This is a genomic window from Nocardiopsis gilva YIM 90087 (assembly GCF_002263495.1).
Lineage (GTDB): Bacteria > Actinomycetota > Actinomycetes > Streptosporangiales > Streptosporangiaceae > Nocardiopsis_C > Nocardiopsis_C gilva.
Window position 1 is genome coordinate 3,533,021 of the sequence record NZ_CP022753.1, and the last position, 23,060, is coordinate 3,556,080.

Here is a 23,060-nt window from a genome sequence, read left to right on the forward strand (position 1 = left end):
CGGGGCGGTGGCCGGGTGAAGCCTGTGCGCGACGCGTCGCGGCCGCAGGGGTCAGCCGCGGCCGCGGAGGGGCTCCAGTTGGGTCGCCGAGGTGATGCGGCGCAGGTGGGTGGGGTGCGGCCCGGGCGCGGGCGTGAAGATCCGCAGCAGGAACGGGCCGGGCAGGACGGTGGCGGCCACCCAGGTGTGCGCGGTGGTCAGGACGGTGAAGGTGTACGGGTCGGCGTCCAGGGTGATGCGGGCCTGCGACCAGGCGGCGTCCGGGGGCGGCCCGATGGCCTGGGCGCTGAGGGGGTCGCGCATGCGGCGCTCCATGAGGTCGCGCTCGGCGCAGAATCCCCGTAGTTCCCGCTCGCCGGGGGCGGTGCCGGCCTCCCAGGCGCGCGTGGCGATCTCCAGGTCGGGGCCGCTGTCGGGTCCCTCGGGGGTGGAGCCGAAGTCGACCACCACCTTGGTGGGCAGCGTGGCGCCGGGGTCGACGGTGGTGGAGCTGACGCGTCCGCGCCGTCGTTCGTCGACCGGGGCGTAGAGCGGAAGCGCGTGGAGGATGTCGGCGAAGGCGGTGGCGTCGTCGTTCATGGGCGGTGGTGGTCGTCCCCGGTCGGATCGTGGCCGGCCCGCAGCGGCCGGTCGGTCGTGTGGGCGCGACGTTACCGCACGTGGGTGGTGTCGCGGGGGCGGGGCGCGGCCGGAGGTCCGACCGGACCAAATCCCTTCCAATGGCCATTGTCATGGTTTAGGCTCGGGCAGCACTGGATGTGACTCGTCGGTAGCCACGAAAGGCGCCATGCTCATGGACAACGGACCGGCCTCCCCCGCCCCCTCGGCCGCTCGGACGGCGCCGGCGACTCCACGCCGCGACCTCAGCGTCCGCTCCGCCGACGGAACCCGCCTGCACGTGGAGGTGCACGGCCCCGACGACGCGCCGAGTATCGTGCTCAGCCACGGCTGGACGTGTTCCATCCCGTTCTGGGCCCCGGTCGTCAACGCGCTCGGCCCCGCCTACCGCGTCGTCCTGTACGACCAGCGCGGCCACGGCCGCAGCGCCCGGACCTCCCGCCACGCCTACGGTGTCTCGGCCCTGGCCGACGACCTGTGCGCGGTGCTGCGCGCCACGGTCCCGGCGGGCACGCGCGCCGTGCTGGGCGGGCACAGCATGGGCGGGATGACGCTGATGGCCGCCGCCCAGCGGCCGGAGGTGCGCGAACGGGCCGCGGCCGCGGCGCTGATCAGCACCGGATGCTCCGACCTGCTGGCCTCCGCCCGCGTCGTGCCCGGCGCCGCGCGCTTCCCCCGCCTCGGTACGGCCGGGCACCGCCTGCTCCTCGGCGCGCCTCTGCCCCTGGGGCCGATGACGCCGCTCACCCGGGCCGCGCTGCACTACGTGACGATGGCCCCCGACGCCAACCCGCGAATGGTCGACTTCTGCGCGCGTCTCGTCCACGCCTGCCCGTCTCTGCCGCGCGCTCACTGGGGCCGAGTGCTCGCCGAGCTCGACGTGGAACGCGAGGTTCGGGCACTGGAGTACCCCACCACGGTCGTCGCCGGCGGACGCGACCGCCTCACCCCGATCGCCCACGCCCACCGCATCGCCGCCGCCCTGCCCAACTGCGAGGGTCTGGTCGAGATCCCCGGGGCCGGGCACATGACACCGCTGGAGGACCCCGGCACGGTCGTGAGCGTCATCTCGGGTCTGGTCGACCGCCACCTCACAGCCGCAAAGAAGGGGAAGAAGAAGCCGACGCGGCAGACCGCCTGATGAGCGCCGCCGGGCCAGCCCACGGCGGAGCCCCGGGTGGCCCGGTCCCCGCACACCGGCCGACGGTGATCACTCGCGGCAATGGGGAACCCCGTGGTCGCCAGCCGGGTGCCCCCGAGCCGTTCGGGCCGGAGCACGGTGGCGCCGAACTCCAGACGCGGAACGCGCTGGTACGTAGGAATCCACGGGTCCGTGCCCCCACCCCCGTCCCACCGCGCGGAGCCGACCAGAACCCCGGCCGGGTCCCGCGTGCAGGACACGGGCCCGGTCAGGGCGCCGGCATCGCCGCGGCCTCGTCCCGACCCCGGCACGCCAAGGCGTCGGCGCGGTCGTTGCCCGGGTCGCCGCTGTGGCCCTTGACCCACCTCCATTCGATGTCGTAACGGGTGGCGGCCGCATCCAGGCGCTTCCACAAATCGGCGTTCTTCACCGGCTTCTTGTCGGCGGTCTGCCAGCCCCGGCCCTTCCAGGCGTGGATCCACTTGGTGATCCCGTTGCGCACATAGGTGCTGTCGGTGTGCAGGTGGACGGGGACCGGGCGCGTCAGGCCCTCCAGCGCCATGATCGCCGCCATCAGCTCCATCCGGTTGTTGGTGGTCTCGGCCTCGCCGCCGTAGAGCTCCTTCTCGTGGGCGCCGTAGCGCAGCACCACGCCCCACCCTCCGGGCCCCGGATTGCCGCTGCAGGCGCCGTCGGTGTAGATCTCCACGGCGCCCGTGCCCGGCGCCGTCCCCCCGCTGGTGTCCATGGCGCGCAATCTATCGCCCCGCCGCCCCGCCCGCACTGTGGCCGACCCAACGCGGCCCGCCCCGGCCCTACCAGAGCCGTCCGCCCCCTCCTGACGGGAAGAATGTCGGGGTACCGACCACCCACCGAGCAGAGAAGAATCGAGGCGGCGCGCCCATGTCCACCCCCGTCCCCATCCCCAAGGCCGAGCTGCACATCCACATCGAGGGGACGCTCGAACCCGAGCTGGCCTTCGAGCTGGCCGAGCGCAACGGGGTGCGGCTGCCCTACGCCACGGTGGACGAGCTGCGCGCCGCCTACTCCTTCAGCGATCTGCAGTCGTTCCTCGACCTGTACTACGCGCTGATGGCGGTGCTACGCACCGAGCGGGACTTCACCGATCTGGCCGATGCCTACCTGGCCCGGGCTACCGCCCAGGGGGTGCGCCACGCCGAGATCTTCTTCGACCCCCAGGCCCACGCCGTGCGCGGTGTCGGGATGGACGTAGTCGTGCGCGGGCTCGCGGCCGCACTGGAGAGCGCCGAGGAACGCCACGGGATGACGACACGGCTGATCCTGTGCTTCCTGCGGGACCGCCCGGCCGACGAAGCCCTGCGCACGCTGGAGGAGGCGCGCCCCTACTTCAATGTGATCAGCGGGGTCGGGCTGGACTCCGCCGAAGTGGGCAACCCGCCGGAGAAGTTCCGCGAGGTGTTCGCCACGGCGCGCGACGCCGGGCTGCACCTGGTCGCCCACGCCGGCGAGGAGGGGCCGCCCGCCTACGTGTGGCAGGCCCTGGACGCGCTGGGGGTCGAGCGCGTGGACCACGGCGTGCGCTGCATGGAGGACGAGGCCCTGGTCGAGCGGCTGCGCAGCGAGCGCATGCCGCTGACGGTGTGCCCGTTCTCCAACGTCCGGCTGCGCGTCGTGGACCGTCTGGAGGACCACCCGCTGCCCCGCATGCTGCAGGCCGGGCTCATGGTGACGGTGAACTCCGACGACCCCGCCTACTTCGGCGGCTATGCCGAGGACAACATGCGCGGCGTACGCTCGGCCCTCGGGCTGGGCGAGGAGGACGTGCGCACGCTGGCCCGCAACTCCGTCAACGCCGCGTTCATCGACGCCGACCGGCGCGCCGCCCTGCTGGCCGAAGTCGACGCCCACCGGTTCGCCGACTGACGGGCCGCCGCGGCCCGAGGCGGCGGTCACGCAGGGGCGAGAGCGCAATCACACAGCGAATCGGACGGATCCGGAATGAGATGCGGCGGGGCATTGCGTTGGCGCTAGTGTCTCCGGCTCGCCCGCACCCGATGCTGGCTGGGCGGCCGGTCGCCTCACCCCCCTTGACCCGACGCAATCCATTCAGCAACCGCTGAGGAGCCTCTGTGCCTATCGCCCTGCTCGCTCTGGCTATCGGAGCATTCGCTATCGGCACCACCGAGTTCGTCGCCATGGGGATCCTGCCCGATGTGGCCGACTACTTCGGGGTGTCGATCCCCACGGCCGGGTACATGATCTCCGGATATGCCATCGGCGTGGTGATCGGCGCCCCGCTGCTGGCCGCCGTGGGCGCCCGTATCGACCGCAAGCGGCTGCTCATCGCGCTGATGGCGCTGTTCACCCTGGGCAACATCGCCTCGGCGCTGGCCCCCACCTTCGACCTGCTGCTCATCTCCCGGTTCCTGACCGCGCTGCCGCACGGCACCTTCTTCGGGGTCGGATCGGTGGTGGCCGCCGCGCTGGTGCCGGTGACCAAGCGCGCCCAGGCGTTCGCACTGATGATCGCGGGGCTGACGGTCGCCAACATCGTGGGGGTGCCGCTGGCCACGATCGCCTCCCACCACCTGGGCTGGCGCAGCACCTACGGGATGATCGCGGCCGTCGGCGTACTCACCCTCATCCTGCTCATCCGCCTGGTGCCCGCCCAGCGCCCCCAGCCCGGCGCCTCGGTCCGCTCCGAGCTGAGCGCCCTGGCCCGCCTGCAGGTGTGGATGACGCTGCTGGTCGGCGCGGTGGGCTTCGGCGGCATGTTCGCCGCCTACAGCTACATCTCCCCGATGATGACCGAGGTGGCGGGCTTCGGCGCCCCGGCCGTGGCCGTCATCCTGGCCGTCTACGGCGTGGGCATGACGGTGGGCAACCTCGTCGGTGGGCGCGCGGCCGACCGGGCGCTGCTGCCCACGATGTATGTCTGCCTGATCAGCATGGCGGTGACGCTGCTGCTCCTGCACGCCCTGGCCCCGTTCAAGATCGCGGCGGTGGTGATGGTGTTCCTGGTCGCTGTCACCGGCACCGCCCTGGTGCCCTCCCTGCAGATCCGTCTGATGGACTCCGCCAAGGACGCGCCGTCGCTGGCCGCGGCGCTGAACCACTCCGCGCTCAACCTCGCCAACGCGGCCGGGGCCTGGCTGGGCGGGCTGGTCATCGCCGCGGGCTACGGCTACACCGCCCCCAACCTGCTGGGTGCGGGGCTGGCCGTGGCCGGTCTGGTGGTGGCCCTGGCCTCGGGCATGATGGACCGCCGCCTGCGCCGCCCCGCCCCTGCTTCCGCCAGGGCCGGGGACGGCGCTGAGCAGGAGTCGGCCACCACGGTGTGATGCCTATTTCGGGCAGGGGCCGATATTCGCCCTTGCCCCACTCGACACCCATCGGGCGCCGCGAGAGGGTGAGCGCCGAAGCATGACGCGGATGCGGAGGTCGAGGCGATGAGTGCGGCGAACGCGGGCCTGGTGGAGATCGTGCCGGGCGTGCACGCGTGGGTGCAGCCGGACGGTTCCTGGTGGATCAACAACGCGGGCGTCGTGCGCGGTGACGACGGCGGCGACGCCCTAGTCATCGACACCTGTTGCACAGCCGACCGCACGCGGCGCTTCCTCCAGGCCGCACGGCACGCGGTGGACGGGGCGGCCCTGCGCTTCGCGCTCAACACACACCTGCACGGCGACCACACCTACGGCAACTATCTGCTGCCGGAGGACACGACCGTCATCGCCCACGAGGCGACCCGTGCGGGCATGATCGCCGACCCGTTCATCAAGGGCTGTCCCCCGGTGTGGCAGCCCACCCCGGACTGGAGCGGGGCGCGCCTGCGCACGCCCACCCTGACCCTGACCGACGGGATGACGCTGCACCTGGGCGAGCGGCGGGTCGAGCTGCGCCATCCCGGCTATCGGGCGCACACCCCGGGCGACGTGGTCGCCTGGCTGCCGGACGAGCGCGTCCTGTTCACCGGTGACCTGGTGTTCCACCAGGTCACCCCGCTGGTGCTGATGGGGTCGCTGGAGGGGGCGCGGCGCTCGGTGGCCTGGCTGTCGGACTTCGAGGCCGACCACATCATCCCCGGGCACGGGGGGCTGCTCGAGGAGGGGGCGTTCCGCACGGTGCTGGCGGCCCACGACCGCTACTACCGCTTCATCCTGGAGACGGCGGCCTGGGGACGCAATGAGGGGTTGAGTCCGCTGGAGGCCGCCAACGGCGTTGAGCTGGGCGAGTTCGCCGACTGGCACGATCCGGAGCGGGTGGTGCTCAACCTGCACCGCGCCTATGCCGACGCCGACGGCAAAGAGCCCGACGTGCTGGCCGCGTTCGCCGATGCCGTCACCTACAACGGCGGTCCGCTGCGCTGTGTGGTTTGACTGCTCCCCTGCCTGAAGGGGAGGGGATTCTCTCCTTCAGGGCCAAGCGGGGATTCCTAGCTCAGGCAGCCAGATCAGGCAGCGCCTGATCTGGTCTTACGCCCTCAGCACTAGCCGGGGCCAGACCAGCCCGGACCAGCATCACACGCGCGGAGTTCTTGTCCCTCGGGGACACGGCCCCGCACGCGGTGCAGGCATACGTTCGTTCTGAGAGAGGCAGTGCGTGCTTGGTTCTCGCTGCGCACGACGCGCACTCCATGGTGGTATGCGCGGGATGCACGAGACGGACGTCCCGCCTGTGCTTGCGGCCCATCTCCACCAGCGCCCTCTTCGTGGCGCTAATGGCGGCGTCAGCCGCCTTGCGCGCCATGGTGGACTTGGCCAGGAACTTCGGACGAAAGTCCTCTACCGCGATCGCGTCGTGGTCGCGCACGACGCGCTTGGCCCATGTGCGCCCGGTGTCCTGCCGCTGCCTCGCCACCTTCCTGTGCAGCTTCGCGGCCTGCCGCTTCGCCGTCCGGTAGCCCTTCGAAGCGGGCTTGCCCTTCGCGGGTCTACGGCGGGCCATCAACCGCTGGTATCGGGCCAGCTTCGCAGCCGCCGTCTTGCCGTGCCCGGTGTGCGGAAGGTCGTGGGCGTCGGACGTGGTGGTCGCGGTCTCCTTCACACCCCAGTCCACACCGATCACCCGCCCGGTCTCCGGCATCGGTTGGACCTCGGCGGGAACCACGAACGAGGCATACCAGTGGCCGAGGTTGTCCTGATAGACGCGCACGCTGGACGCCTCAGCGGGCAGTTCCCGCGACCACACCACCCGCACAACGATCCCCCCGGCCAGATGCAAACGGCCGTCCTTGAGACGGAATCCGCGCCGGGTGTAGTTCAGACTCGGCAGGGATTGGCGCTTCTTCTTCCATCGGGGCATCCCCGCACGCTGCCGCATGGGCAGGCGTTCCTTGATGTCCTTCAGGGCCTTGGCGCGGGATTTCGCGAAATCCCGGATGGTCTGCTGCTGCGGGACGCTGCTTCCCTCGCGCAGCCACGCCGACGTCTGACGGGCCTGGGTCAGCATCGTGTCCAGCCGGGCCGGGCCGCATGTCACCTTCTGGCCGGTGGCCTTGTTGTGCGTGTGCACCTGTTTGGACTTGGCAACGCACTCGTTCCACACCCAACGGCACCGGTTCCACTCACCGATGAGGGCGGTGTGGGCGGTGGCCGACACGCGAAGCCGGTAGGTGTACCGGGCCTGCCCGGTATCTCCGGTGTTCTTCGGTGTCGCCATGTCCTGCAACGTATCGGGTGGGTGCGACAGGCGCCGTCTGGCCTATCGGCACGACGGCTTTCCTTGTCCCGCTACGCGGGGAACCGGATTCCCCCGGCCTGAACGCCGGGGCATCCTCCGGAAGGTTCGGTGACGAGGGAATCGGCCACCCCGCACCCTCCGTACCGTGCCGTCCGCCGCCCATGATCGCGGCGCCTGCCCGCATTCTCCCGGGCACAGTGCTGCGCAAGCACGCGGCCGCGCAGAGCCGACGGGCCCCGACGGTCTTCGCCCGCTCGGCGAACGGGGAGTTCGTGGCGGCCGCGGCGACCGTGCGTTCCTGCCTCTGCGTGGAAATCTACAACAGCAGCTTGGGCCCCTTGTCGCCCGGGTTCTCGCAGCCGAACTCCTCCAGACACAGAAGATCGACCTTGCTGTCGCGGGCGATCACCGACGAGGGCCGGTTGGCCGCCTCCCAGGACGAACCGCCCACGAGCGAGGACTTCGCCGACGCCTGAACCGCGCGGATCCCCGCTGGGGCGGCGGCACCGTCGGAAGCACCGCCCGGCCACCGAGGGGGCACACGCGTGTCGAGGAGTGGTTAGCGCGTGCCCGCGTAACGGCGATCCAGGAAGTCTCCGACGGCGCGGGCGAAGCGGTCGGGCTCCTCGGCATACAGCCAGTGCCCGCACCCGGGGAACACCACGGTCTCGACGTCGGGGCGCTCCCGGGCCATCGTGCGGGCGCGGTCGGCAGCGAGCATGAAGCTGTCACCCCCACGCAGCAGCAGCGCAGGTTGGGCGGCAGAGCACCAGTGCTCGCCGTGGTCACCGATCAGCGACTGCTGCGAGGCCATCATGTCCTGGTAGTCGAAGAGCAGCCCCCAGCCGTCGTCGAACTCGACGGCGCTGTCCATGAAGAACCACGCGGGCACCCCCTGCGCCGCGATAGCCGCAGCGAGCGCGTCGCGCGAGGCGGCACGGCGTGGCCATCCGGACACATCCAGGACCGGCTGCACCTCGGGCTCCTGGTTGACGGTGCCTATGTCGACGACGATCAGCGCCCCCACCAGATCGCGGTGGCGCGCGGCCAGCCGGTAGGCGATCACGCCGCCCATGGAGTGCCCCAGCACTGCGGCCTGTCTCAGGCCCAGCTGGCGGAGGAGTGCCGCCGCGTCGGCGACATAGGCCTCCGGGCGGAGGTCTCCGCCGTGGTCAGAGCGCCCGTGGGCACGCTGGTCGAGCGCGATCACGCGGTAGCGCCTGCTCAGTGCGCGCGCCAGTGGCGCGAAGATCCGCCCGCGCGAGAAATGCCCGTGCAGCGCGAGCAGGGGCGGCCCCTCACCGCCGAAGTCGAGGTAGGCGAGCCTGCGGCCGTTGACGTGAATGAAGGATTCGTCGGTCGTCACGGCTCTTGATCGTGCCTGAGCCGCTCGACGCGGCCAACCGAGTTTCCGTGGAGTGCGGGTCACCCGCCGCGTCGGCCGACGGCGGTGAGGTCGATGTCGATCGGGTAGGGGGCCGATGTCTTCAACCGGTCGTGGTGGATACCCCAGACCGCGTAGCAGGCCGTTACGGTATCGAGTTCGTAGAGGTAGGCAACAACCCGTGAACCCTCCTGCTCGATCCGCCAGTAGTGCTGGATTCCCGCCCTGGCGTACTTCTGCGGCTTGGTCTCGCGGTCACGCTCCCGGAATTCCGGAGACACCGCTTCAACGGCGAGGAGGACGTCCGACGCGAGATAGTGGGTCGCTTGGGGGTCGACCGCCTCGGCCGCGATAACGATGACGTCCGGTTCTGGCATCTGCCGTTCGCCGATACGCACCGACATCTCGCGGGTCGCCCGTAGGTGTTCAGGGGCCTGCCGGTCGAGTTCCTTACTGAACAGCTCGACGACCCAGCTGTGCCACTGCATCCGCGGACTCGCGAAAACGAGGCTGCCGTCGATGAGCTCGGTGTGCGGGGGAAGGCCGCGCATCTGAAGGAACTCGTCGGCGGTGAACCCACGAACCAGCCAGTCGGGAACCCGCTCGGTCGGCTCAGGAAGCGGCCCGGCAGCCATGGACTCAACCTATCCACACAGGGGGGACTCGGCAGGTGTTTCGCGCTCTCTTCCGTTCCGCCGTGAATACCGTTAACGTTTCGTGTGGTGGCGCGAATCACACGCTTGTGCGTGCTGTGGCGCGCACGGTCGGCGAAGGGAACACGATGAGCCCCGAACCCGCGATGCCCGTCCCCGCACCCCTCGACCCGCAGACCGGTCCCAGTGGCGACTACGAGGACCTGGTCGACGACGAACTCCTCGTGGAAGACGTCTCCATCGACGGCATGTGCGGCGTCTACTAGAAGCCCCAGGGATGCCGGCCATGCCCGAGCCCGCGGACCTCGACCTCGACCGCGCCTGGGATGTGCACCCCCAGGTCGCCGTGCGCCCCGAACCGTTCGGCGCACTGCTCTACCACTTCGGCACCCGCCGCCTGTCATTCCTGAAGGACCCCCGGCTCCTGGACGTCGTGCGCGGGCTGCCCGACCACCCCAGCGCCCGCGCGGCCTGCGCCCAGGCCGGCGTCACCGAGGCCGAACTGCCCCGCTACGCCCGCGCGCTGGCCCGGCTGGCCGCCACCCACATGGTCATCGAACGTCCCCACGCCCCTGCCCCCGCGAAGGACCGCCCGTGACCCATGCGACACCCCCACCGCCCGCCTCCGGCACGCGCCTGGTCGACCACTTCGAGCACGGCCTGTCCTCCCCCATCTGCCTGACCTGGGAGCTCACCTACGCCTGCAACCTGGCATGCGTGCACTGCCTGTCCAGCTCCGGGCGGCGCGACCCGCACGAACTGACCACCGCCGAAGCCAGGGCCGTCATCGACGAGCTGGCGGCCATGCAGGTCTTCTACGTCAACATCGGCGGCGGCGAACCCACCGTCCGCCCCGACTTCTGGGAGCTGCTCGACTACGCCACCACCCACCACGTCGGCGTCAAGTTCTCCACCAACGGCGTGAAGATCACCGACACCGTGGCACGCCGCCTGGCCGCCAACGACTACGTCGACGTGCAGATCTCCCTGGACGGCGCCACCGCCGAGGTCAACGACGCCGTGCGCGGCCCCGGCTCCTATGCCACCGCGCTGCGCGCCCTGGACCACCTGGCCGCGGCCGACACGGGCGGCGTCAAACTCTCGGTGGTGGTCACCCGGCACAACATCGACCAGCTGGATGCCCTGCTGGGGCTGGCCGACCGCTACGGCGCCACGCTGCGGCTCACCCGTCTGCGCCCGGCGGGCCGCGGGGCGCGCGTGTGGAACGAGCTGCACCCCACCCCCGCCCAGCAGCGTGCCCTGTACGACTGGCTGCTGGACCACGGCCAGCGGGTCCTCACCGGCGACTCGTTCTTCCACCTGTCGGCCTACGGCCACGCCCTGCCCGGCCTCAACCTGTGCGGCGCCGGGCGCGTGGTGTGCCTGATCGACCCACTCGGCGACGTCTATGCCTGCCCGTTCGCCATCCACGAGGAATTCTGGGCCGGGTCGGTGCGCGACCCGGGCGGGTTCACCCGGGTGTGGCGCTCCTCGGAGCTGTTCGCCCGGCTGCGCCGACCCGACACCGGCGGGGCCTGCGCCTCCTGCGACGCCTACGACGCCTGCCGGGGCGGGTGCATGGCGGCCAAGTTCTTCACCGGGCTGCCGCTGCAGGGACCCGACCCCGAGTGCGTCAAAGGGCACGGCGCCCACGCCCTGAACGGCGTCGACGCCGCCCGCACGCCCCGCCCCAGCCCCGACCACTCGCACCGGACCGGGCCGAGGGGCGCCCCTCCCGCCTCTCGGCCCCACGGCCGGTCGTCCCCGGGCCCCGTGCCGGTGACCATCGGCCGCCGCCCGCCGGCCGCACCGTGCGCCGAGCACCCCCTAGCCGACGTCCCCCCGACGCCCGAGCCGCCCGGTGGTCGCGCATGCGGGAGCTGACCGGCCCGGTGGAGCTGGCCGGCCGCCGGGCACCCGCGCGCGTGGTGTTCGGCCCACACGCGACCAACCTCGGCGACGGCCGCGCCCTGTCACCGCGCCACACCGCTTACTACGAGCGGCGCGCCGCCGGCGGGGCCGGGGTGATCATCACCGAGACGGCCTCCGTCCACGCCGACGACCACCCCTATGAGCGCGCCCCGCTGGCCGCCGCGTGCCGCCACGGGTGGGCCGCGGTGGCCGAGGCCTGCCACGCCCACCGCGCCCTGGTGCTGGCCGGGCTCGGGCACGCCGGCTCCCAGGGCTCCAGCGCCTACTCCCAGCGTGTGTTGTGGGCGCCCTCGCCCGTGGCCGACGTCATCAGCCGCGAGATGCCCGCGGCCATGGAACGCGAGCAGATCGCCGAGGTCGTGGCGGGCTTCGGCGACGCCGCCGCGCTGGCCGCGCAGGCCGGGCTCGACGGGGTGGAGGTCGACGCGGGCGCCTGGGCGCTGCTGCGCCAGTTCCACTCGGCGCTGACCAACACCCGCACCGACGCATACGGGGCCGACCGGCTGCGGCTGACCCGCGAGGTGCTGGCGGCGGTGCGGTCCTCCATCGGGCCGGGGCGCGTGCTGGCGCTGCGGCTGTCGTGCGACGAGCTGGCCCCCTGGGCTGGTGTCACCCCCGAGGCGGCGGCCGTCCAGGTGGCGGAGCTGGCCGGGGAGGTGGATCTGCTGACGGTGGTGCGCGGCGGCCCGTTGGCGCCGCGCGCCTACCGCCCCGACCTGCACACCCCGCCGGGGTTCAACCGCGAGCTGTGCGCGGCGATGCGCGCGGCGGCGGCCGGCCGGTGCGCGGTGGTGCTGCAGGGCAGCGTCGTGGACGCCGACCAGGCGCGCTCGGCGCTGGCCGCGGGGGTGGCCGACCTGGTGGAGATGACCCGGGCCCAGATCGCCGACCCGGACCTGGTGGCCTGGGCGCGCGCCGGGGCGGTGGAGCGGATCCGCCCGTGTGTGCTGTGCAACCAGGCCTGCCAGGTCCGCGACCCGCGCAACCCGGTGGTGTCGTGCATCGCCGAGCCGCGCAGCGGGCACGAGGGCCAGGACCCGCCCGTGGCCGGGGAAGCCCCCGCGCAACGCGAAGTGCTGGTGGTCGGCGGCGGCACGGCGGGGCTGGAGTGCGCCCGGGTGCTGGCGCTGCGCGGACACCGGGTCACCCTGGCCGAACGCGCCGGGCACCTGGGCGGAATGCTGCGCACGGCCACCGCCCCCGACAGCGGCGCCACGGCCTCAAGCCGCCGGCGGCTGGGGCTGCTGGTCGACTGGTGGGAGCGGGAGTGCCGCCGCCTGGGCGTGCGCGTGGAGCTCCAGCGGAGCATCGGCGTCGCCGACCTGGACGCGGCGGCCCAGGCGGGCCGCGACGTGGTGCTGGCCACGGGGTCGCGCCCCGCCGAGGGGCCCGCCCTGCCCCACACCCCCGGCCCGGGCGGGCACGACGAGGACGATGCGCCGGTGTGGCTGGATATCGCCGACGTGCTCGTCCGCCGCAGCCTGCTGCCCGCCGACGGGCCGCTGGTCCTGTACGACCCCGTGGGCGGACCGGTGGCGGTCGCGGCCTCCGAATGGCTGGCCGACCTGGGACGCGGCGTCCACCTCGTGACGCCCGCCCGCATCGTGGGCGAGCGGCTGGCGCTGTGCGGGGATCTGGCCGACGCCAACGCGCGGCTGCAGCGCGCCGGCGTCGCCCGCCACCCGCGCTCCCGGCTGTGCGCGGCGCGAAGGGGGCGGGTCGTGCTGGAGGACGTGTGGACCGCCCAGCGGCGCGAGATCGGCTGCGCCGGGGTGGTCGACTGCGGGCACCGGCTGCCCGAGGAGTCCCTGTACACCCTGCGCCCCGGCACGCCGCGCGCCGGGGACTGCGTGGCGCCGCGCACCGTGCTCGAAGCGGTCCTGGAGGGGCGCCGCCGCGCGCTGGACCTGGACGCGCCCGCACACCAGAAGGCGCCCCACCGGGCCGCCCCCGCGCCCCGGTGACCCCGGCCCAGGAGCCCACGAGCAGGAGAGGAGGCGCCGATGAACCCGCCCGGGCCCGCCGCCGGACGCGGCACCTACCGCCACCTGTTCACCCCGCTGCGCCTGGGCCCACTGACGGTAGCCAACCGCATCGTGTTCTGCGCCCACCTGACCAACTACGCCGACAACGGCCGCCCCACCGCCCAGCACGCGGCCTACTACGCCGCCCGCGCGGCGGGCGGGGCCGGGCTGATCATCACCGAGGAGCACTCCACCCACCCCACCGACCGCCCCTACGAAAAACTCATCGAGGGCTATGCGCCCGGCGTCGTCGACGACTACCGGCGCCTCACCGATGCCGTCCACGCCCACGACGTGCCGATCCTGGCCCAGCTCAACCACAACGGCGGGCAGGCCAGCTCCATGTACACCCGGCTGCCGGTGTGGGCGCCCAGCCCGATCGCCGACCCGCTGTTCGGCGAGGTGCCCAAGGCGGTCGAGGAGCACGAGATCACCGAGATCACCGACGCCTACGCCCAGGTGGCCGCCCACTGTGTGGCGGGCGGTTTCGACGGGGTGGAGCTGCAGTGCTCGCACTCCTCCATCGTCCGCGCCTTCCTCTCCCCGGCCACCAACCACCGCACCGACCGCTGGGGCGGCCCACTGCCCAACCGCGCACGGCTCCTGCTGCACCTCATCGACGCCGTGCGCGCGGCCGTGGGACCGGACCGGGTCGTGGGGGTGCGCCTGTGCGGGGACGAGCTGATCGAGGGCGGCACCACCATCGACGAGGCGGTGGAGGTGGCCCGGATGGTGGACGCCACCGGCCAGGTCGACTACCTCAACACCTCCATCGGGGTGGCCACCCACACCCTGCACATGGTCGAGGCGAGCATGCGCGTCCCGCCGGGCTATGCCGCCTACATCCCCACCGCGATCCGCGCGGCGGTGCGCCTCCCGGTGGTGGGGGTGGGCCGCTTCAAGGACCCGCTGCAGGCCGACCGGGCCCTGGGTGCCGGGCACGCCGACCTCGTCGGTGTGGTGCGCGGGCAGATCGCCGACCCCGACTTCGCCGCCAAGGCGCGCTCCGGCCACGCCGAGGAGATCCGCACCTGCCTGTCGTGCAACCAGGAGTGCGTGGGGCGCATGGGGCTCAACCGGTGGCTGGGGTGCATCGAGAACCCGCACGCGGGACACGAGGCGGCACCGGCAGACTCGGCGGGCGCCGCCGGGGCTGCCGGTGCGCGCGGTGAGAGCGGCGGGGTGGCGGCCCCGGCCGCGGTCTCCCTTCCGGCCACCGGGGCCGTGTGGGGGCGACCGGGGCGGCGCGTGCTGGTCGTGGGCGGTGGACCGGGCGGCCTGCAGGCCGCGGTCAGCGCCGCCGAGCGCGGCCATAGGGTCACCCTCATCGAGCGCGAGGGACAGCTGGGCGGCCAGGTGCCCATCGCCGCGCGGGCGCCCGGCCGCGCCGAGTTCCTCGACCTCACCCGCAACCTCGCCGCCCACGTCCGCCGCCTGGGCGTCGATGTCGAACTCGGGACCGAGGCCGATGCCCAGATGCTCGCGGCGCGGCGCCCGCACGCGGTGGTCCTGGCGACCGGCGCCGTGCCCGCGGCACCGTGGTGGGCCCACGGGCACGCGCGCGCGGTGGACGTCCGCGACGTCCTCCAGGGGCGGGCGGACCCGGCCGGGCGCGTGGTGGTCGTCGACGAGCTGGGCTTCCACCAGGCCACCTCGGTGGCCGAGCTACTGGCCGAACGGGGATGCGAGGTGGAGGTGATGACCCCGGCCCTGGTCGTCGGCCAGGACCTGGGGATCACCCTCGACCTGGAGACCTGGAACGTGAAGGCGGACGCACTGGGGATCCGCCAGAGCACCGACCGGGTGCCGATGGGCGCCGAGGAACTGCCGGGCCCGGCGGGCGGGGTGCTGCTGCGTCTCCAGCACCACCCCACGGGAGCCGAGGAGACGCGGGAGGTGGACTGGGTGGTGTGCGCCGTGCACCAGCGGCCCGACGACGACCTGTGGCACGCCCTGCACGGCTCCCCCTTCACCGTCCACCGCGTCGGCGACTGCCTGGCCCCGCGCCGCGCGCACGCGGCCGTCGCCGAAGGCCACGCCGTGGCGGTGGGCCTATGACCCCCCGGTCCTGCCCGCTGCGGGCGCTGGGTGGCCTCGGCCGTGAGCGCGGCCGCTGGCCCGCGGTCCCCCGCGTTGGCCCCGACCGGGCCGGTGCAGTATCCGCCTCGGGCGCAGGACGGACAGCCGTCCTCGACAACAACGCCCGGGGGCGACCGGAACCCGCAGCAACGCTGCGGCGGCACGCCTCAGCCGTCGCCGCCCGCGGGCGCGGAAGCGCCCACCCTCAGCACACGCGGCCTGGGAGGCGATCGCCTCCCGCCCACCACCCGGCACAACGCGACGCCGGCCCGGCGCCGACTGGCTCGTGCCCGCACCACCGGCCACCGCCCCCGGCCGCATCCCCGACGACCCAGCGAAGGAACTGATGACGTCCTCAGCCCACCCATCCGCGTCCCACGCCCTGCCCGCCGGGCGGCCTCTGGCCGTGGTCCACGCCCGGGACGGGGCGCTGCCCGCCGGCGCCGATGAGGCGGTCGCCGAGGCCCGCGGCCACGCTCTGGTGGTGGGGTCCGGGGCGCGCGACGCCGCCGAGGAGCTGCGCGGTGTGGCCGTGCGGTCGTGGTACGCCGAGACCGGCGCGCGGGCCGGGCCCGCCGCGCTGCTGGGCGGGCTCGTCGACGCGGTTCGTGACATCCCGCTGGTCATCTGCCCGGCCTCGCCGGACGGGCGCGATCTGGCGCCGCGCCTGGCCGCCGCCTGCGGGCGCGCCCTGCTGGCGGGGGCGATCCGGGTGGGGTTCGACCCGGTCAGCGGGGTCGTCGCCGCCGAGCTGGAGCGCCTGCAGGGGCGGGTGATCGTGGACGCCGACGCGCCGGCTCCGGCCGTCGCCACGCTCCTGCCGGGCGCACGGACGGTTGCGCCCGCCGCCGACGGGGTAGGAAGCGTCGAACCGGTGCCGATCGCACTGCCGGTCGCATCGGCCCGCGACGCTCAGTCCCTCGGCGTCACCGATCCCCGCCCCGAATCGCGGGAGCTGGGCGAGGCGGCCCGCGTGCTCGGCGGAGGCGCCGGATTGGTGCCGCGCGGCACCGTCGCGGACGAGGCGCGCCGAACGTTCGACCGCCTGGTCCGGGTCGCGGCCCGATTGGACGCCTCAGCGGGGGCGACCCGCGTGGCCACCGATGCCGGTTGGATGGACCCCGACCGTCAAATTGGCATTACCGGCGCCATGATTGGCCCGGAACTGTACATCGCCTTTGGGATCTCTGGGGCGAGTCAGCACACCGGCGGCCTGGGCGCGCCCCGGCACATCGTCAGCGTCAACACCGACCCCGCCTGCCCCATGACGCGCCGCGCCGACCTCGGGCTGGTCACCGACGCCCGCGCCCTGCTCGAGGCACTGGAGTGCCGCATGCGGGAGGAGGCCCCCGACCCATGACCCCGCCCCACACCCCCGACCCCGATGCTCCCCTCGACGCCGTCGTGGTCGGCGCGGGCCCGGCCGGCGCCGCGGCCGCCCTCGAGCTCGCCCGCGCCGGACGCTCCGTCACCCTGCTCGAACGCGGCCCCTACCCCGGCTCCAAGAACGTCTACGGCGGCGTGGTCTACGGACGCGTCCTCGACGACGTCCTGCCCCACTGGCGAGACGAGGCCCCCGTCCAGCGGTGGGTCGTGCGCCGCTCCACCATGCTGCTCACCGCCCAGCGCGCCCTGTCGGCGGACCTGCGCGCCCAGGACTGGGGCGCCCCGCCCCACAACGGCATGACCGCCTACCGCGCCGACTTCGACTCCTGGCTGGCCCACAAAGCCGTCGCCGCCGGAGCCCGCCTCCTGACCTCCACCGTGGCCACCGGCCTGCTGCGCGACCCCACCGGCAGCTTCACTGGCGTGCGCACCGACCGCCCCGCCGGCGACCTGACCGCCCGCGTGGTCATCGCCTGCGACGGCGTCAACTCCTTCCTCGCCAAACAGGCCGGGCTCCTGCCCGCCGCCGACACCGCCCACCACACCCTCGGCGTCAAGGAGGTCATCGGCCTGGGCCGCGACACCATCGACGAACGATTCGGCCTGCGCGGCACCGACGGCGCCGACATCGAGATGCTCGGCCACACCCGCGGCATCCCGGGCGGCGGGTTCCTCTACACCAACACCGACACCGTGGCGGTGGGCGCCGTACTCTCCCTGACCGGCCTGGCCCAGGCCGGCGTCCGCCCCGAGGAGGTCCTCACCGACCTCAAACGCCACCCCGCCATCGCCCCCTACCTCCGCGGCGGAACCGTCGAGGAGTACTCCGCCCACCTCATCCCCGAGGGCGGCTACGACCGCATGCCCCGCCTGGTCGACGACGGCCTGCTCATCGCCGGGGACGCCGCCGGGATGACGCTGGCCGCCGGGATCTGGCTGGAGGGCGTCAACTTCGCCATCGGGTCCGGACTGGCCGCCGGACGCGCGGCGGCCAACGCCCTGGCCACCGGCGACGTATCCGCCCGCGCCCTGGCCCCCTACCGCCGCGACCTGGAGTCGACCTTCGTCCTGGCCGACCATAAACGCCTGCGCGGCGCCCCGGGCCTGGTGCTGTCCGACCGGGTGCAGCACCGCTACCCCCACCTCCTCACCGACCTGGCCCACGGCGTGTTCACCGTGACCAACCCCGAACCCAAACCCGGCATCGCCGCGCTCCTGCGCCGCTCGGCGCGCCGCAACGGGGTGCGGCTGCGCCACCTGGCCGCCGACGCCTGGAGAGCCTGGAGGGTGTTCCGATGAGCCCCGACCCCGCCGCGCACCAGCGCGCCCACACCCGTGCCGACGACGCCGCGGGCTGGGACGACCTGTCCTTCACCGACCGCATGGGCACCGTGCACTTCCGCGTGGGCGAACGCCCGCACATCACCGTCGACACCCAGGTGTGCCGCACATGCCCGGCCCAACCGTGCGTGACCGCCTGCCCCGCCGACCTCTTCACCCCCACCGCCGACAGCGGCATCCTGTTCAACTACGAGCAGTGCTTCGAGTGCGGCACCTGCTACATGGTCTGCGACCAGCACGGCGCGATCTCCTGGAGCTACCCCGACGGCGGGCACGGCGTCGTCTTCCGACGCGGGTGAGCGCCCCGACGGGCGCCGTGGCCCCGCGCACCGGCGCGACGGCGCCGGACCGCTGGTCGTGGCGTGCGTGCGTCCCACCGACCCCCGCCCCGCGTCGACGCGCTGACCGGCGACATCGGCGTCGACGCGCGCTGCGCCGAGCTGCCACCAGGCGAGGCCGCGGCGGTGGAGCACGCGCTGCGGGTGGCCGAGGCCTGGTCGGGGCGGGTGCTGGTGGTCAGCGCGGGGCCCGCCGAGGTGGAGCCGGTGCTGCGCGAGATCCTCGCGCTGGGGGCCGCCGTACTGCGCGTCCACGGCGCCGAGCGCGACCCCGACTCCGCGGCCGGGATCGCAGAAGACGAGCAGGCACTGGCCGCCGTTCTGGCCGCGGCCATCACGCAGAGTGCCGCAGCGCCGCCCGCGCTGGTGCTGTGCGGGGCCGGGTCCCCCCACCGGGGCACCGGGGCGCTGCCGGCGCTGCTGGCCCACGAGCTGGGCGCGGCCCAGGCGCTGGGTCTGGTGCGGCTGGAGGCGCAAACCGGCACGGTCGACGGCGCCCCCCTGGTCGGCGAGCGCCGACTGGACGGCGGCCGCCGCGAACTGCTGCGGATCCCGGTGCCCGCGGTGTGCTCGGTGGAGGCGGGCGGGATGCGGCTGCGCCGCGCCCCGCTGGCCGGGGCGCTGGCGGCGGCCGACGCCCCCGTCCCCGGGCGGCGCCCGCACCGCCCCGCCGCCCGGGCGTGCGGGTCCGGGGGGTGCGCGCCTACCGCCCGCGCACCCGCCTGGTGCCGCCTCCCCGGGCGCGACGGCGCACGAGCGGCTGCTGGCCCTGACCAACGCCGCCCAGGACCGCGACCCGCCCACCGTCCTGGGCCCGCTGACGGCGGAGCAGGCCGCCGAGGAACTGCTGGCCTTCCTGCGCCGCCACGGCTACCGGTGACCGGCGCTCGCCTGCCCGCCCCTGCCCGGCGACCAGGACACCCGGCGGGGGGCTGCTGCGGGCCTTGCCGACCCCGACCCTGGTGGCTTAGCGTCACGCCATGCGACCCGAGAGTAGCCCGAACCCCCGCAAACCCCATTCGATCATCGAGGAGGCGCGGCGGCGGCAGATCGTCGACGCCGCGATCACGACGGTGGCCAAGGTCGGCTACGCGCAGGCGTCGCTCGCTCAGATCGCCGACAACGCGCGGATCAGCAAGAGTGTCATCTCCTACTACTTCGACGGCAAGGACGACCTGCTGGACCAGATCGTCGCCGAGATCTACGCCGACATCTGGGCCTTCATCGAGCCCCGGCTGGCGGCCGAGTCCCGGGCCCGCGACCGGCTGCGGGTCTACATCGCGGCGACCCTGGACTACATGCGGTCGCACCGGAAGCGCTCGATCGCGGTGATGACCATCGTCGGCAGCCACCGCCGGGAGGACGGGACGCTGCGCTTCGCCTCCCTGGGCGCCGACGATTCGATCACCGGTGAGCTGGTCGCGATCCTGCGCCAGGGCCAGCGCGACGGGGAGTTCCGCGACTTCGACCCCCAGGTGCTGGCCACCACCGTCAGCCGGGCGCTGACCGGGGCGCTGGCCACGTGGGTCATGCACCCGGAGGTGGATCTGGAGCAGTACGCCACCGAGCTGGTCGCCCTGTTCGAGCTCGCCACCCACCGCTAGATGGTTGATGGGAGATCTTCGGCCTGGCCGGTGGTGCCAGGCGAGCAGCGGACGCATGAGCGCGACGGCGCGCCCGCAGGCCTCCGGCGGTGCGTTTACCGCGCCACACCACCGCTCCCTCCGTTGATCTCGGCGTTATCGACGGAATTTTGGCGGGAATTCCGTCGATAACCCCGAGATCAACGGAGGGGAGGCGGGAAACCTGCCCGGGCTGGGCAGGGCCGCTCCAGCCGACTCTCATCACCGATCTAGGCGCCGCTCGATGCCCGCCCGCCGGGCCTCCAGGAACCGCCTGGGAAGGCCGGGGGCCACCGCATCAAGCGCGCAGAGGTCCGGCGTCGGCGACGCCCTCCCGGACGGCCCAGGCGCGCACGGCCCCCGTAGGGCGCTCCAGCGGGAGCGGCGGCCGCAGAGGTGTCGGGCCGACGCCGAGGGGGCCGGGGCTGCATCGGTGGAACGGCCTGGCCCTGTCAGGGGTGGGCCAGGGCCAGGCGGGCGCGGAATTCGGCCTCGGTGATGATGTCGATGCGCTGGCCGCGGGCCCGGTAGGCCTCGGCCCGGAGGTGCTTGCTGGTCTTGCCCGTCCCGTCGTGGGCGCCGATGACCAGGACGTCGGTGGCGCGGGTGACGTTCTTGGCGGGTCGGCCACCGGCCTCGGCGATGCGCTTCCAGGCCTCGGGTTTGTCCATGGCGTCCAGGTCGCCGGAGACGCACACGGTGCGCCCGTACAGCGGGCCGGTGGGGTCGGCGTGGGGGTCGGGTTCGGGCAGTGGGGCGCGGCTGGCCTCCTGCCAGCGGGCGAAGCGGTCCTGGGCGGCCGCGGCGGGCGCGGGGCCGGTGGGGAGCGGCCCTCGGCGCATCCGACGGCGCGGCGTGGTGCGCCTCCAGGCGGCCCAGGCGCAGGCGGGCGGCGCGGGCCAGGTCGCGCAGCGCGGTGGTGCCGAAGTGGCCCAGGGCGGCGATGACGACGCGCGCGGCGGCCTCGGCGTCGGCGTCGGCCCGGTGGTGGCGGGTGATCGGGTGGCCGATGTGGGCGCAGACCGTGGGCAGCCGGTGGTCGGGCAGGCCCTGCCAGGTGCGCCGGGCCAGGGCCAGGGTGCAGGCGTAGTCGAGCCCAGGCCAGCCCTGCCCGGTGTGGGCGCAGGCACCGCGCAGCACACCCATGTCGAAGGCCGCGTTGTGCGCGACCAGCACGCCGCCGTCGGCGAAGTCGAGGATGCGGGCGCGCACCTCGGGCCAGTGCGGCGCGTCGGCGACATCGGCGGCGGTGATGCCGTGGACGGCGGTGTTGTGGCGGGTGAAGAAGTCCACGGGGCGCGGCGGGCGGATCAGGGTGCTGTACCGGTCCACGACCGCGCCGTCGGCCACCCGCACCAGGCCGACCGCGCAGGCGCTGCCCCGGTCCTGGTTGGCGGTCTCGAAGTCGATCGCGGTCCAGGTGTCGGCCACGGGGCGCCTCCTGCGGGTCGCGCTGTGCGGTGCATCAGAGCGTGAGGCTACCGCTGTGCGGGGGTGGGCGCCGCGAAACGGGCGCATCCGCCCGGCGCCCGTGGCCGGGGCGGGCGGCCGGGGGTCAGGAGGAGGAGTCGGTGAGCTGGGCGGCGTTGGCTTCGCGCCGCGCGAAGACGTCGTTGGCCATCTCGTTCATCTGCTTGAGCACCTTCTTGCGGGCGCGTGCGGCCAGACGGTCGATGTAGAGGCGGCCGTAGGTGTGGTCGGTCTCGTGCTGCAGGCACCGGGCGAAGTAGCCGGTGCCCTCCACCACCAGGGGGCGGCCGTCCTTGTCGAAGCCGCGCACCACCGCGTGCTCGGCGCGGGGCAGCTCGGCGTGCGGGCCGGGCACCGACAGGCAGCCCTCGTTCTCCACCACCAGCGGGGTCTGGTCGGGGTCGCGCTCGTCGAGCACGGGGTTGATGACGTGGCCGACGTGGCGCACCCCGTCGTCATCGGGGCAGTCGTAGACGAAGATCCGCAGGTCCTCGCCGACCTGGTTGCCGGCCAGGCCCACCCCCTCGGCCACGTACATGGTGCGGAACATGTCGTCGATGAGCGCCGCGAGCTCCGGGGTGCCGAACTGGGCGGGGTCGACGTCCCGGTTGCGCCGGTGCAGCACGTCGTCGCCGACGACGGTGATCCGCAGCACCTTGCCCCGGGCGGCTTCGGGCGCCGTCTCGGGATAGGAGTCGACCGGTTCGCCTTGCACGCGCACCCGCGTGTCGATGGACTGCTCCGACATGCCTGATCTGCTCTTTCCGGTCCCGGACGGTTCTCGGCGCGCCCCTGCGGCGGCACGACCTTCGCAAAATAGCACGAATGTACAGATTGGGCCGGTCATGTGCGCCACCCGGCGGCACGCGCCCCCGCCCTCTGCCCACTATTGTCCCCGCCCGGCCGCCCCGGCCGGGCCACAACCGGCAACCGGCCGGGCGGGGAAGCGCTCAGGGGGCCACCGCCACCGCCTCGACCTCCACGAGCTGGTCGTCGTAGCCCAGGACGGCCACACCCAGCAGGGTGCCGGGGACGTCGTGCTCCCCGAAGTGCGCGCGCACGACGTCCCAGGCCGCCACCAGGTCGGCCTGCTCGCCGGAGGCCACATACACCGTGGTCTTGACGACATCGGCGAGCTGGGCGCCCGCGCCCTGCAGGGCGGTGGTGAGGTTGCGCATCGCCTGGTCGGCCTGGGCGGCGTAGTCGCCGACGCCCACGGTGGCCCCCGCGGCGTCCAGCGGGCAGGCGCCCGCGGTGAAGATGGTGCGCGGCGGGGCGTGCACGGCCGCGGCATAGGCGTAGTCGACGGTGTCGGTGAGGCGGTCGTTGCGGATGAGTTCGATGCGGTGATTCACGCCGCGCATGCTAGAGGCCCCCGCGGGGCGGGGCGAGGTATTTTTCCGCTGCG

Annotated in this window: 22 protein-coding genes and 2 pseudogenes; 15 read left to right on the forward strand and 9 right to left on the reverse strand. The window is 73.7% G+C overall.

The features are described from left to right. Positions 1-51: 51 nt before the first annotated feature. The gene (locus CDO52_RS16125; RefSeq protein WP_017617732.1) at positions 52-579 is read right to left on the reverse strand and encodes a hypothetical protein; all 528 of its coding nucleotides are present in this window, start codon (positions 577-579) and stop codon (positions 52-54) included. 208 nt (positions 580-787) lie between these two features. On the opposite strand from CDO52_RS16125, the gene CDO52_RS16130 reads away from it, so the two are divergent. Then, positions 788-1,759: an alpha/beta fold hydrolase gene (locus tag CDO52_RS16130; protein ID WP_017617733.1), complete on the forward strand. Its 972-nt coding sequence runs from the start codon at positions 788-790 to the stop codon at positions 1,757-1,759. A gap of 268 nt (positions 1,760-2,027) precedes the next feature. Here CDO52_RS16130 and rnhA read toward each other — a convergent pair whose 3' ends face one another. Beyond that, positions 2,028-2,507 carry a ribonuclease HI gene (gene rnhA / locus CDO52_RS16135; protein WP_017617734.1) on the reverse strand — a complete coding sequence of 160 codons (480 nt, stop codon included), beginning with the start codon at positions 2,505-2,507 and terminating at the stop codon, positions 2,028-2,030. 155 nt (positions 2,508-2,662) lie between these two features. Between rnhA and CDO52_RS16140 the strand changes: the two genes are divergently transcribed. From CDO52_RS16140 to CDO52_RS16150, 3 genes are all read left to right on the forward strand, one after another. After that, positions 2,663-3,664 carry an adenosine deaminase gene (locus CDO52_RS16140; RefSeq protein ID WP_017617735.1) on the forward strand — a complete coding sequence of 334 codons (1,002 nt, stop codon included), beginning with the start codon at positions 2,663-2,665 and terminating at the stop codon, positions 3,662-3,664. A gap of 206 nt (positions 3,665-3,870) precedes the next feature. Continuing rightward, on the forward strand, positions 3,871-5,082 hold the full coding sequence (locus tag CDO52_RS16145; protein ID WP_017617736.1) for an MFS transporter: 1,212 nt from the start codon (positions 3,871-3,873) through the stop codon (positions 5,080-5,082). Positions 5,083-5,190: 108 nt separating this feature from the next. After that, positions 5,191-6,120, forward strand: a complete 930-nt coding sequence (locus CDO52_RS16150) for an MBL fold metallo-hydrolase (protein WP_017617737.1) — start codon at positions 5,191-5,193, stop codon at positions 6,118-6,120. 61 nt (positions 6,121-6,181) lie between these two features. Here CDO52_RS16150 and CDO52_RS16155 read toward each other — a convergent pair whose 3' ends face one another. Then, a complete protein-coding gene (locus tag CDO52_RS16155; RefSeq protein WP_017617738.1) occupies positions 6,182-7,402 on the reverse strand; it encodes an RNA-guided endonuclease InsQ/TnpB family protein in 1,221 nt (406 codons plus the stop codon). A gap of 182 nt (positions 7,403-7,584) precedes the next feature. On the opposite strand from CDO52_RS16155, the gene CDO52_RS16160 reads away from it, so the two are divergent. Continuing rightward, positions 7,585-7,899, forward strand: a complete 315-nt coding sequence (locus tag CDO52_RS16160) for a hypothetical protein (protein ID WP_017617739.1) — start codon at positions 7,585-7,587, stop codon at positions 7,897-7,899. A gap of 83 nt (positions 7,900-7,982) precedes the next feature. Here CDO52_RS16160 and CDO52_RS16165 read toward each other — a convergent pair whose 3' ends face one another. Together CDO52_RS16165 and CDO52_RS16170 are read right to left on the reverse strand one after the other, a co-directional pair. Then, complete coding sequence (locus tag CDO52_RS16165; RefSeq protein ID WP_017617740.1) at positions 7,983-8,789, reverse strand: alpha/beta fold hydrolase; 807 nt, start codon at positions 8,787-8,789, stop codon at positions 7,983-7,985. Between the two features lie 59 nt (positions 8,790-8,848). Then, the gene (locus tag CDO52_RS16170) at positions 8,849-9,442 is read right to left on the reverse strand and encodes a Uma2 family endonuclease (protein ID WP_017617741.1); all 594 of its coding nucleotides are present in this window, start codon (positions 9,440-9,442) and stop codon (positions 8,849-8,851) included. 146 nt (positions 9,443-9,588) lie between these two features. Between CDO52_RS16170 and mftA the strand changes: the two genes are divergently transcribed. The 9 genes and pseudogenes from mftA to CDO52_RS29525 form a co-directional block, all read left to right on the forward strand. Further along, positions 9,589-9,726 carry a mycofactocin precursor MftA gene (mftA, locus tag CDO52_RS16175; RefSeq protein ID WP_198345741.1) on the forward strand — a complete coding sequence of 46 codons (138 nt, stop codon included), beginning with the start codon at positions 9,589-9,591 and terminating at the stop codon, positions 9,724-9,726. 20 nt (positions 9,727-9,746) lie between these two features. Next, the gene (mftB, locus tag CDO52_RS16180; RefSeq protein ID WP_017617743.1) at positions 9,747-10,058 is read left to right on the forward strand and encodes a mycofactocin biosynthesis chaperone MftB; all 312 of its coding nucleotides are present in this window, start codon (positions 9,747-9,749) and stop codon (positions 10,056-10,058) included. After that, entirely contained in the window at positions 10,055-11,344 is a 1,290-nt protein-coding gene (gene mftC / locus CDO52_RS16185) for a mycofactocin radical SAM maturase (protein ID WP_094932498.1), read from the forward strand. Before mftB ends, mftC begins: the two co-directional genes overlap by 4 nt. After that, complete coding sequence (locus CDO52_RS16190; protein ID WP_017617745.1) at positions 11,332-13,356, forward strand: mycofactocin system FadH/OYE family oxidoreductase 1; 2,025 nt, start codon at positions 11,332-11,334, stop codon at positions 13,354-13,356. The genes mftC and CDO52_RS16190 overlap by 13 nt, the downstream gene beginning before the upstream one ends. A 39-nt stretch (positions 13,357-13,395) precedes the next feature. After that, positions 13,396-15,474, forward strand: coding sequence for an oxidoreductase (locus CDO52_RS16195; protein WP_094932499.1), 2,079 nt, complete (start codon positions 13,396-13,398; stop codon positions 15,472-15,474). A 367-nt stretch (positions 15,475-15,841) separates the two neighbouring features. Then, positions 15,842-16,855: a mycofactocin-associated electron transfer flavoprotein alpha subunit gene (locus CDO52_RS16200; RefSeq protein WP_017617748.1), complete on the forward strand. Its 1,014-nt coding sequence runs from the start codon at positions 15,842-15,844 to the stop codon at positions 16,853-16,855. Then, on the forward strand, positions 16,852-18,180 hold the full coding sequence (locus CDO52_RS16205; protein WP_017617749.1) for an FAD-dependent oxidoreductase: 1,329 nt from the start codon (positions 16,852-16,854) through the stop codon (positions 18,178-18,180). The genes CDO52_RS16200 and CDO52_RS16205 overlap by 4 nt, the downstream gene beginning before the upstream one ends. Beyond that, positions 18,177-18,521, forward strand: a complete 345-nt coding sequence (locus CDO52_RS16210) for a ferredoxin family protein (protein WP_017617750.1) — start codon at positions 18,177-18,179, stop codon at positions 18,519-18,521. Before CDO52_RS16205 ends, CDO52_RS16210 begins: the two co-directional genes overlap by 4 nt. A 63-nt stretch (positions 18,522-18,584) precedes the next feature. After that, positions 18,585-19,253, forward strand: a pseudogene (locus CDO52_RS29525) (mycofactocin-associated electron transfer flavoprotein beta subunit); the annotation flags it as partial. A 10-nt stretch (positions 19,254-19,263) separates the two neighbouring features. On the opposite strand, the gene CDO52_RS27575 reads toward CDO52_RS29525, so the two are convergent. Next, positions 19,264-19,428: a hypothetical protein gene (locus CDO52_RS27575; RefSeq protein ID WP_157745602.1), complete on the reverse strand. Its 165-nt coding sequence runs from the start codon at positions 19,426-19,428 to the stop codon at positions 19,264-19,266. A 112-nt stretch (positions 19,429-19,540) separates the two neighbouring features. Between CDO52_RS27575 and CDO52_RS16220 the strand changes: the two genes are divergently transcribed. After that, a complete protein-coding gene (locus CDO52_RS16220; protein ID WP_017617752.1) occupies positions 19,541-20,164 on the forward strand; it encodes a TetR/AcrR family transcriptional regulator in 624 nt (207 codons plus the stop codon). 470 nt (positions 20,165-20,634) lie between these two features. Here the strand turns inward: CDO52_RS16220 and CDO52_RS16225 are convergent. From CDO52_RS16225 to CDO52_RS16235, 3 genes and pseudogenes are all read right to left on the reverse strand, one after another. Beyond that, positions 20,635-21,613, reverse strand: a pseudogene (locus CDO52_RS16225) (exonuclease domain-containing protein). Between the two features lie 124 nt (positions 21,614-21,737). Further along, complete coding sequence (gene def, locus CDO52_RS16230) at positions 21,738-22,400, reverse strand: peptide deformylase (RefSeq protein ID WP_017617754.1); 663 nt, start codon at positions 22,398-22,400, stop codon at positions 21,738-21,740. A gap of 202 nt (positions 22,401-22,602) precedes the next feature. Then, on the reverse strand, positions 22,603-23,016 hold the full coding sequence (locus CDO52_RS16235) for a RidA family protein (RefSeq protein ID WP_017617755.1): 414 nt from the start codon (positions 23,014-23,016) through the stop codon (positions 22,603-22,605). Positions 23,017-23,060 lie beyond the last annotated feature (44 nt).

Bases quoted from the DNA above. Each gene is read 5' to 3' on its own strand.
- CDO52_RS16125 (WP_017617732.1), bottom strand. From the start codon at position 579: ATGAACGACGACGCCACCGCCTTCGCCGACATCCTCCACGCGCTTCCG.
- CDO52_RS16130 (WP_017617733.1), top strand. From the start codon at position 788: ATGCTCATGGACAACGGACCGGCCTCCCCCGCCCCCTCGGCCGCTCGG.
- rnhA (WP_017617734.1), bottom strand. From the start codon at position 2,507: ATGGACACCAGCGGGGGGACGGCGCCGGGCACGGGCGCCGTGGAGATC.
- CDO52_RS16140 (WP_017617735.1), top strand. From the start codon at position 2,663: ATGTCCACCCCCGTCCCCATCCCCAAGGCCGAGCTGCACATCCACATC.
- CDO52_RS16150 (WP_017617737.1), top strand. From the start codon at position 5,191: ATGAGTGCGGCGAACGCGGGCCTGGTGGAGATCGTGCCGGGCGTGCAC.
- CDO52_RS16155 (WP_017617738.1), bottom strand. From the start codon at position 7,402: ATGGCGACACCGAAGAACACCGGAGATACCGGGCAGGCCCGGTACACC.
- CDO52_RS16160 (WP_017617739.1), top strand. From the start codon at position 7,585: ATGATCGCGGCGCCTGCCCGCATTCTCCCGGGCACAGTGCTGCGCAAG.
- CDO52_RS16170 (WP_017617741.1), bottom strand. From the start codon at position 9,442: ATGGCTGCCGGGCCGCTTCCTGAGCCGACCGAGCGGGTTCCCGACTGG.
- mftA (WP_198345741.1), top strand. From the start codon at position 9,589: ATGAGCCCCGAACCCGCGATGCCCGTCCCCGCACCCCTCGACCCGCAG.
- mftB (WP_017617743.1), top strand. From the start codon at position 9,747: ATGCCCGAGCCCGCGGACCTCGACCTCGACCGCGCCTGGGATGTGCAC.
- CDO52_RS16190 (WP_017617745.1), top strand. From the start codon at position 11,332: ATGCGGGAGCTGACCGGCCCGGTGGAGCTGGCCGGCCGCCGGGCACCC.
- CDO52_RS16195 (WP_094932499.1), top strand. From the start codon at position 13,396: ATGAACCCGCCCGGGCCCGCCGCCGGACGCGGCACCTACCGCCACCTG.
- CDO52_RS16200 (WP_017617748.1), top strand. From the start codon at position 15,842: ATGACGTCCTCAGCCCACCCATCCGCGTCCCACGCCCTGCCCGCCGGG.
- CDO52_RS16205 (WP_017617749.1), top strand. From the start codon at position 16,852: ATGACCCCGCCCCACACCCCCGACCCCGATGCTCCCCTCGACGCCGTC.
- CDO52_RS16210 (WP_017617750.1), top strand. From the start codon at position 18,177: ATGAGCCCCGACCCCGCCGCGCACCAGCGCGCCCACACCCGTGCCGAC.
- CDO52_RS16220 (WP_017617752.1), top strand. From the start codon at position 19,541: ATGCGACCCGAGAGTAGCCCGAACCCCCGCAAACCCCATTCGATCATC.
- def (WP_017617754.1), bottom strand. From the start codon at position 22,400: ATGTCGGAGCAGTCCATCGACACGCGGGTGCGCGTGCAAGGCGAACCG.
- CDO52_RS16235 (WP_017617755.1), bottom strand. From the start codon at position 23,016: ATGCGCGGCGTGAATCACCGCATCGAACTCATCCGCAACGACCGCCTC.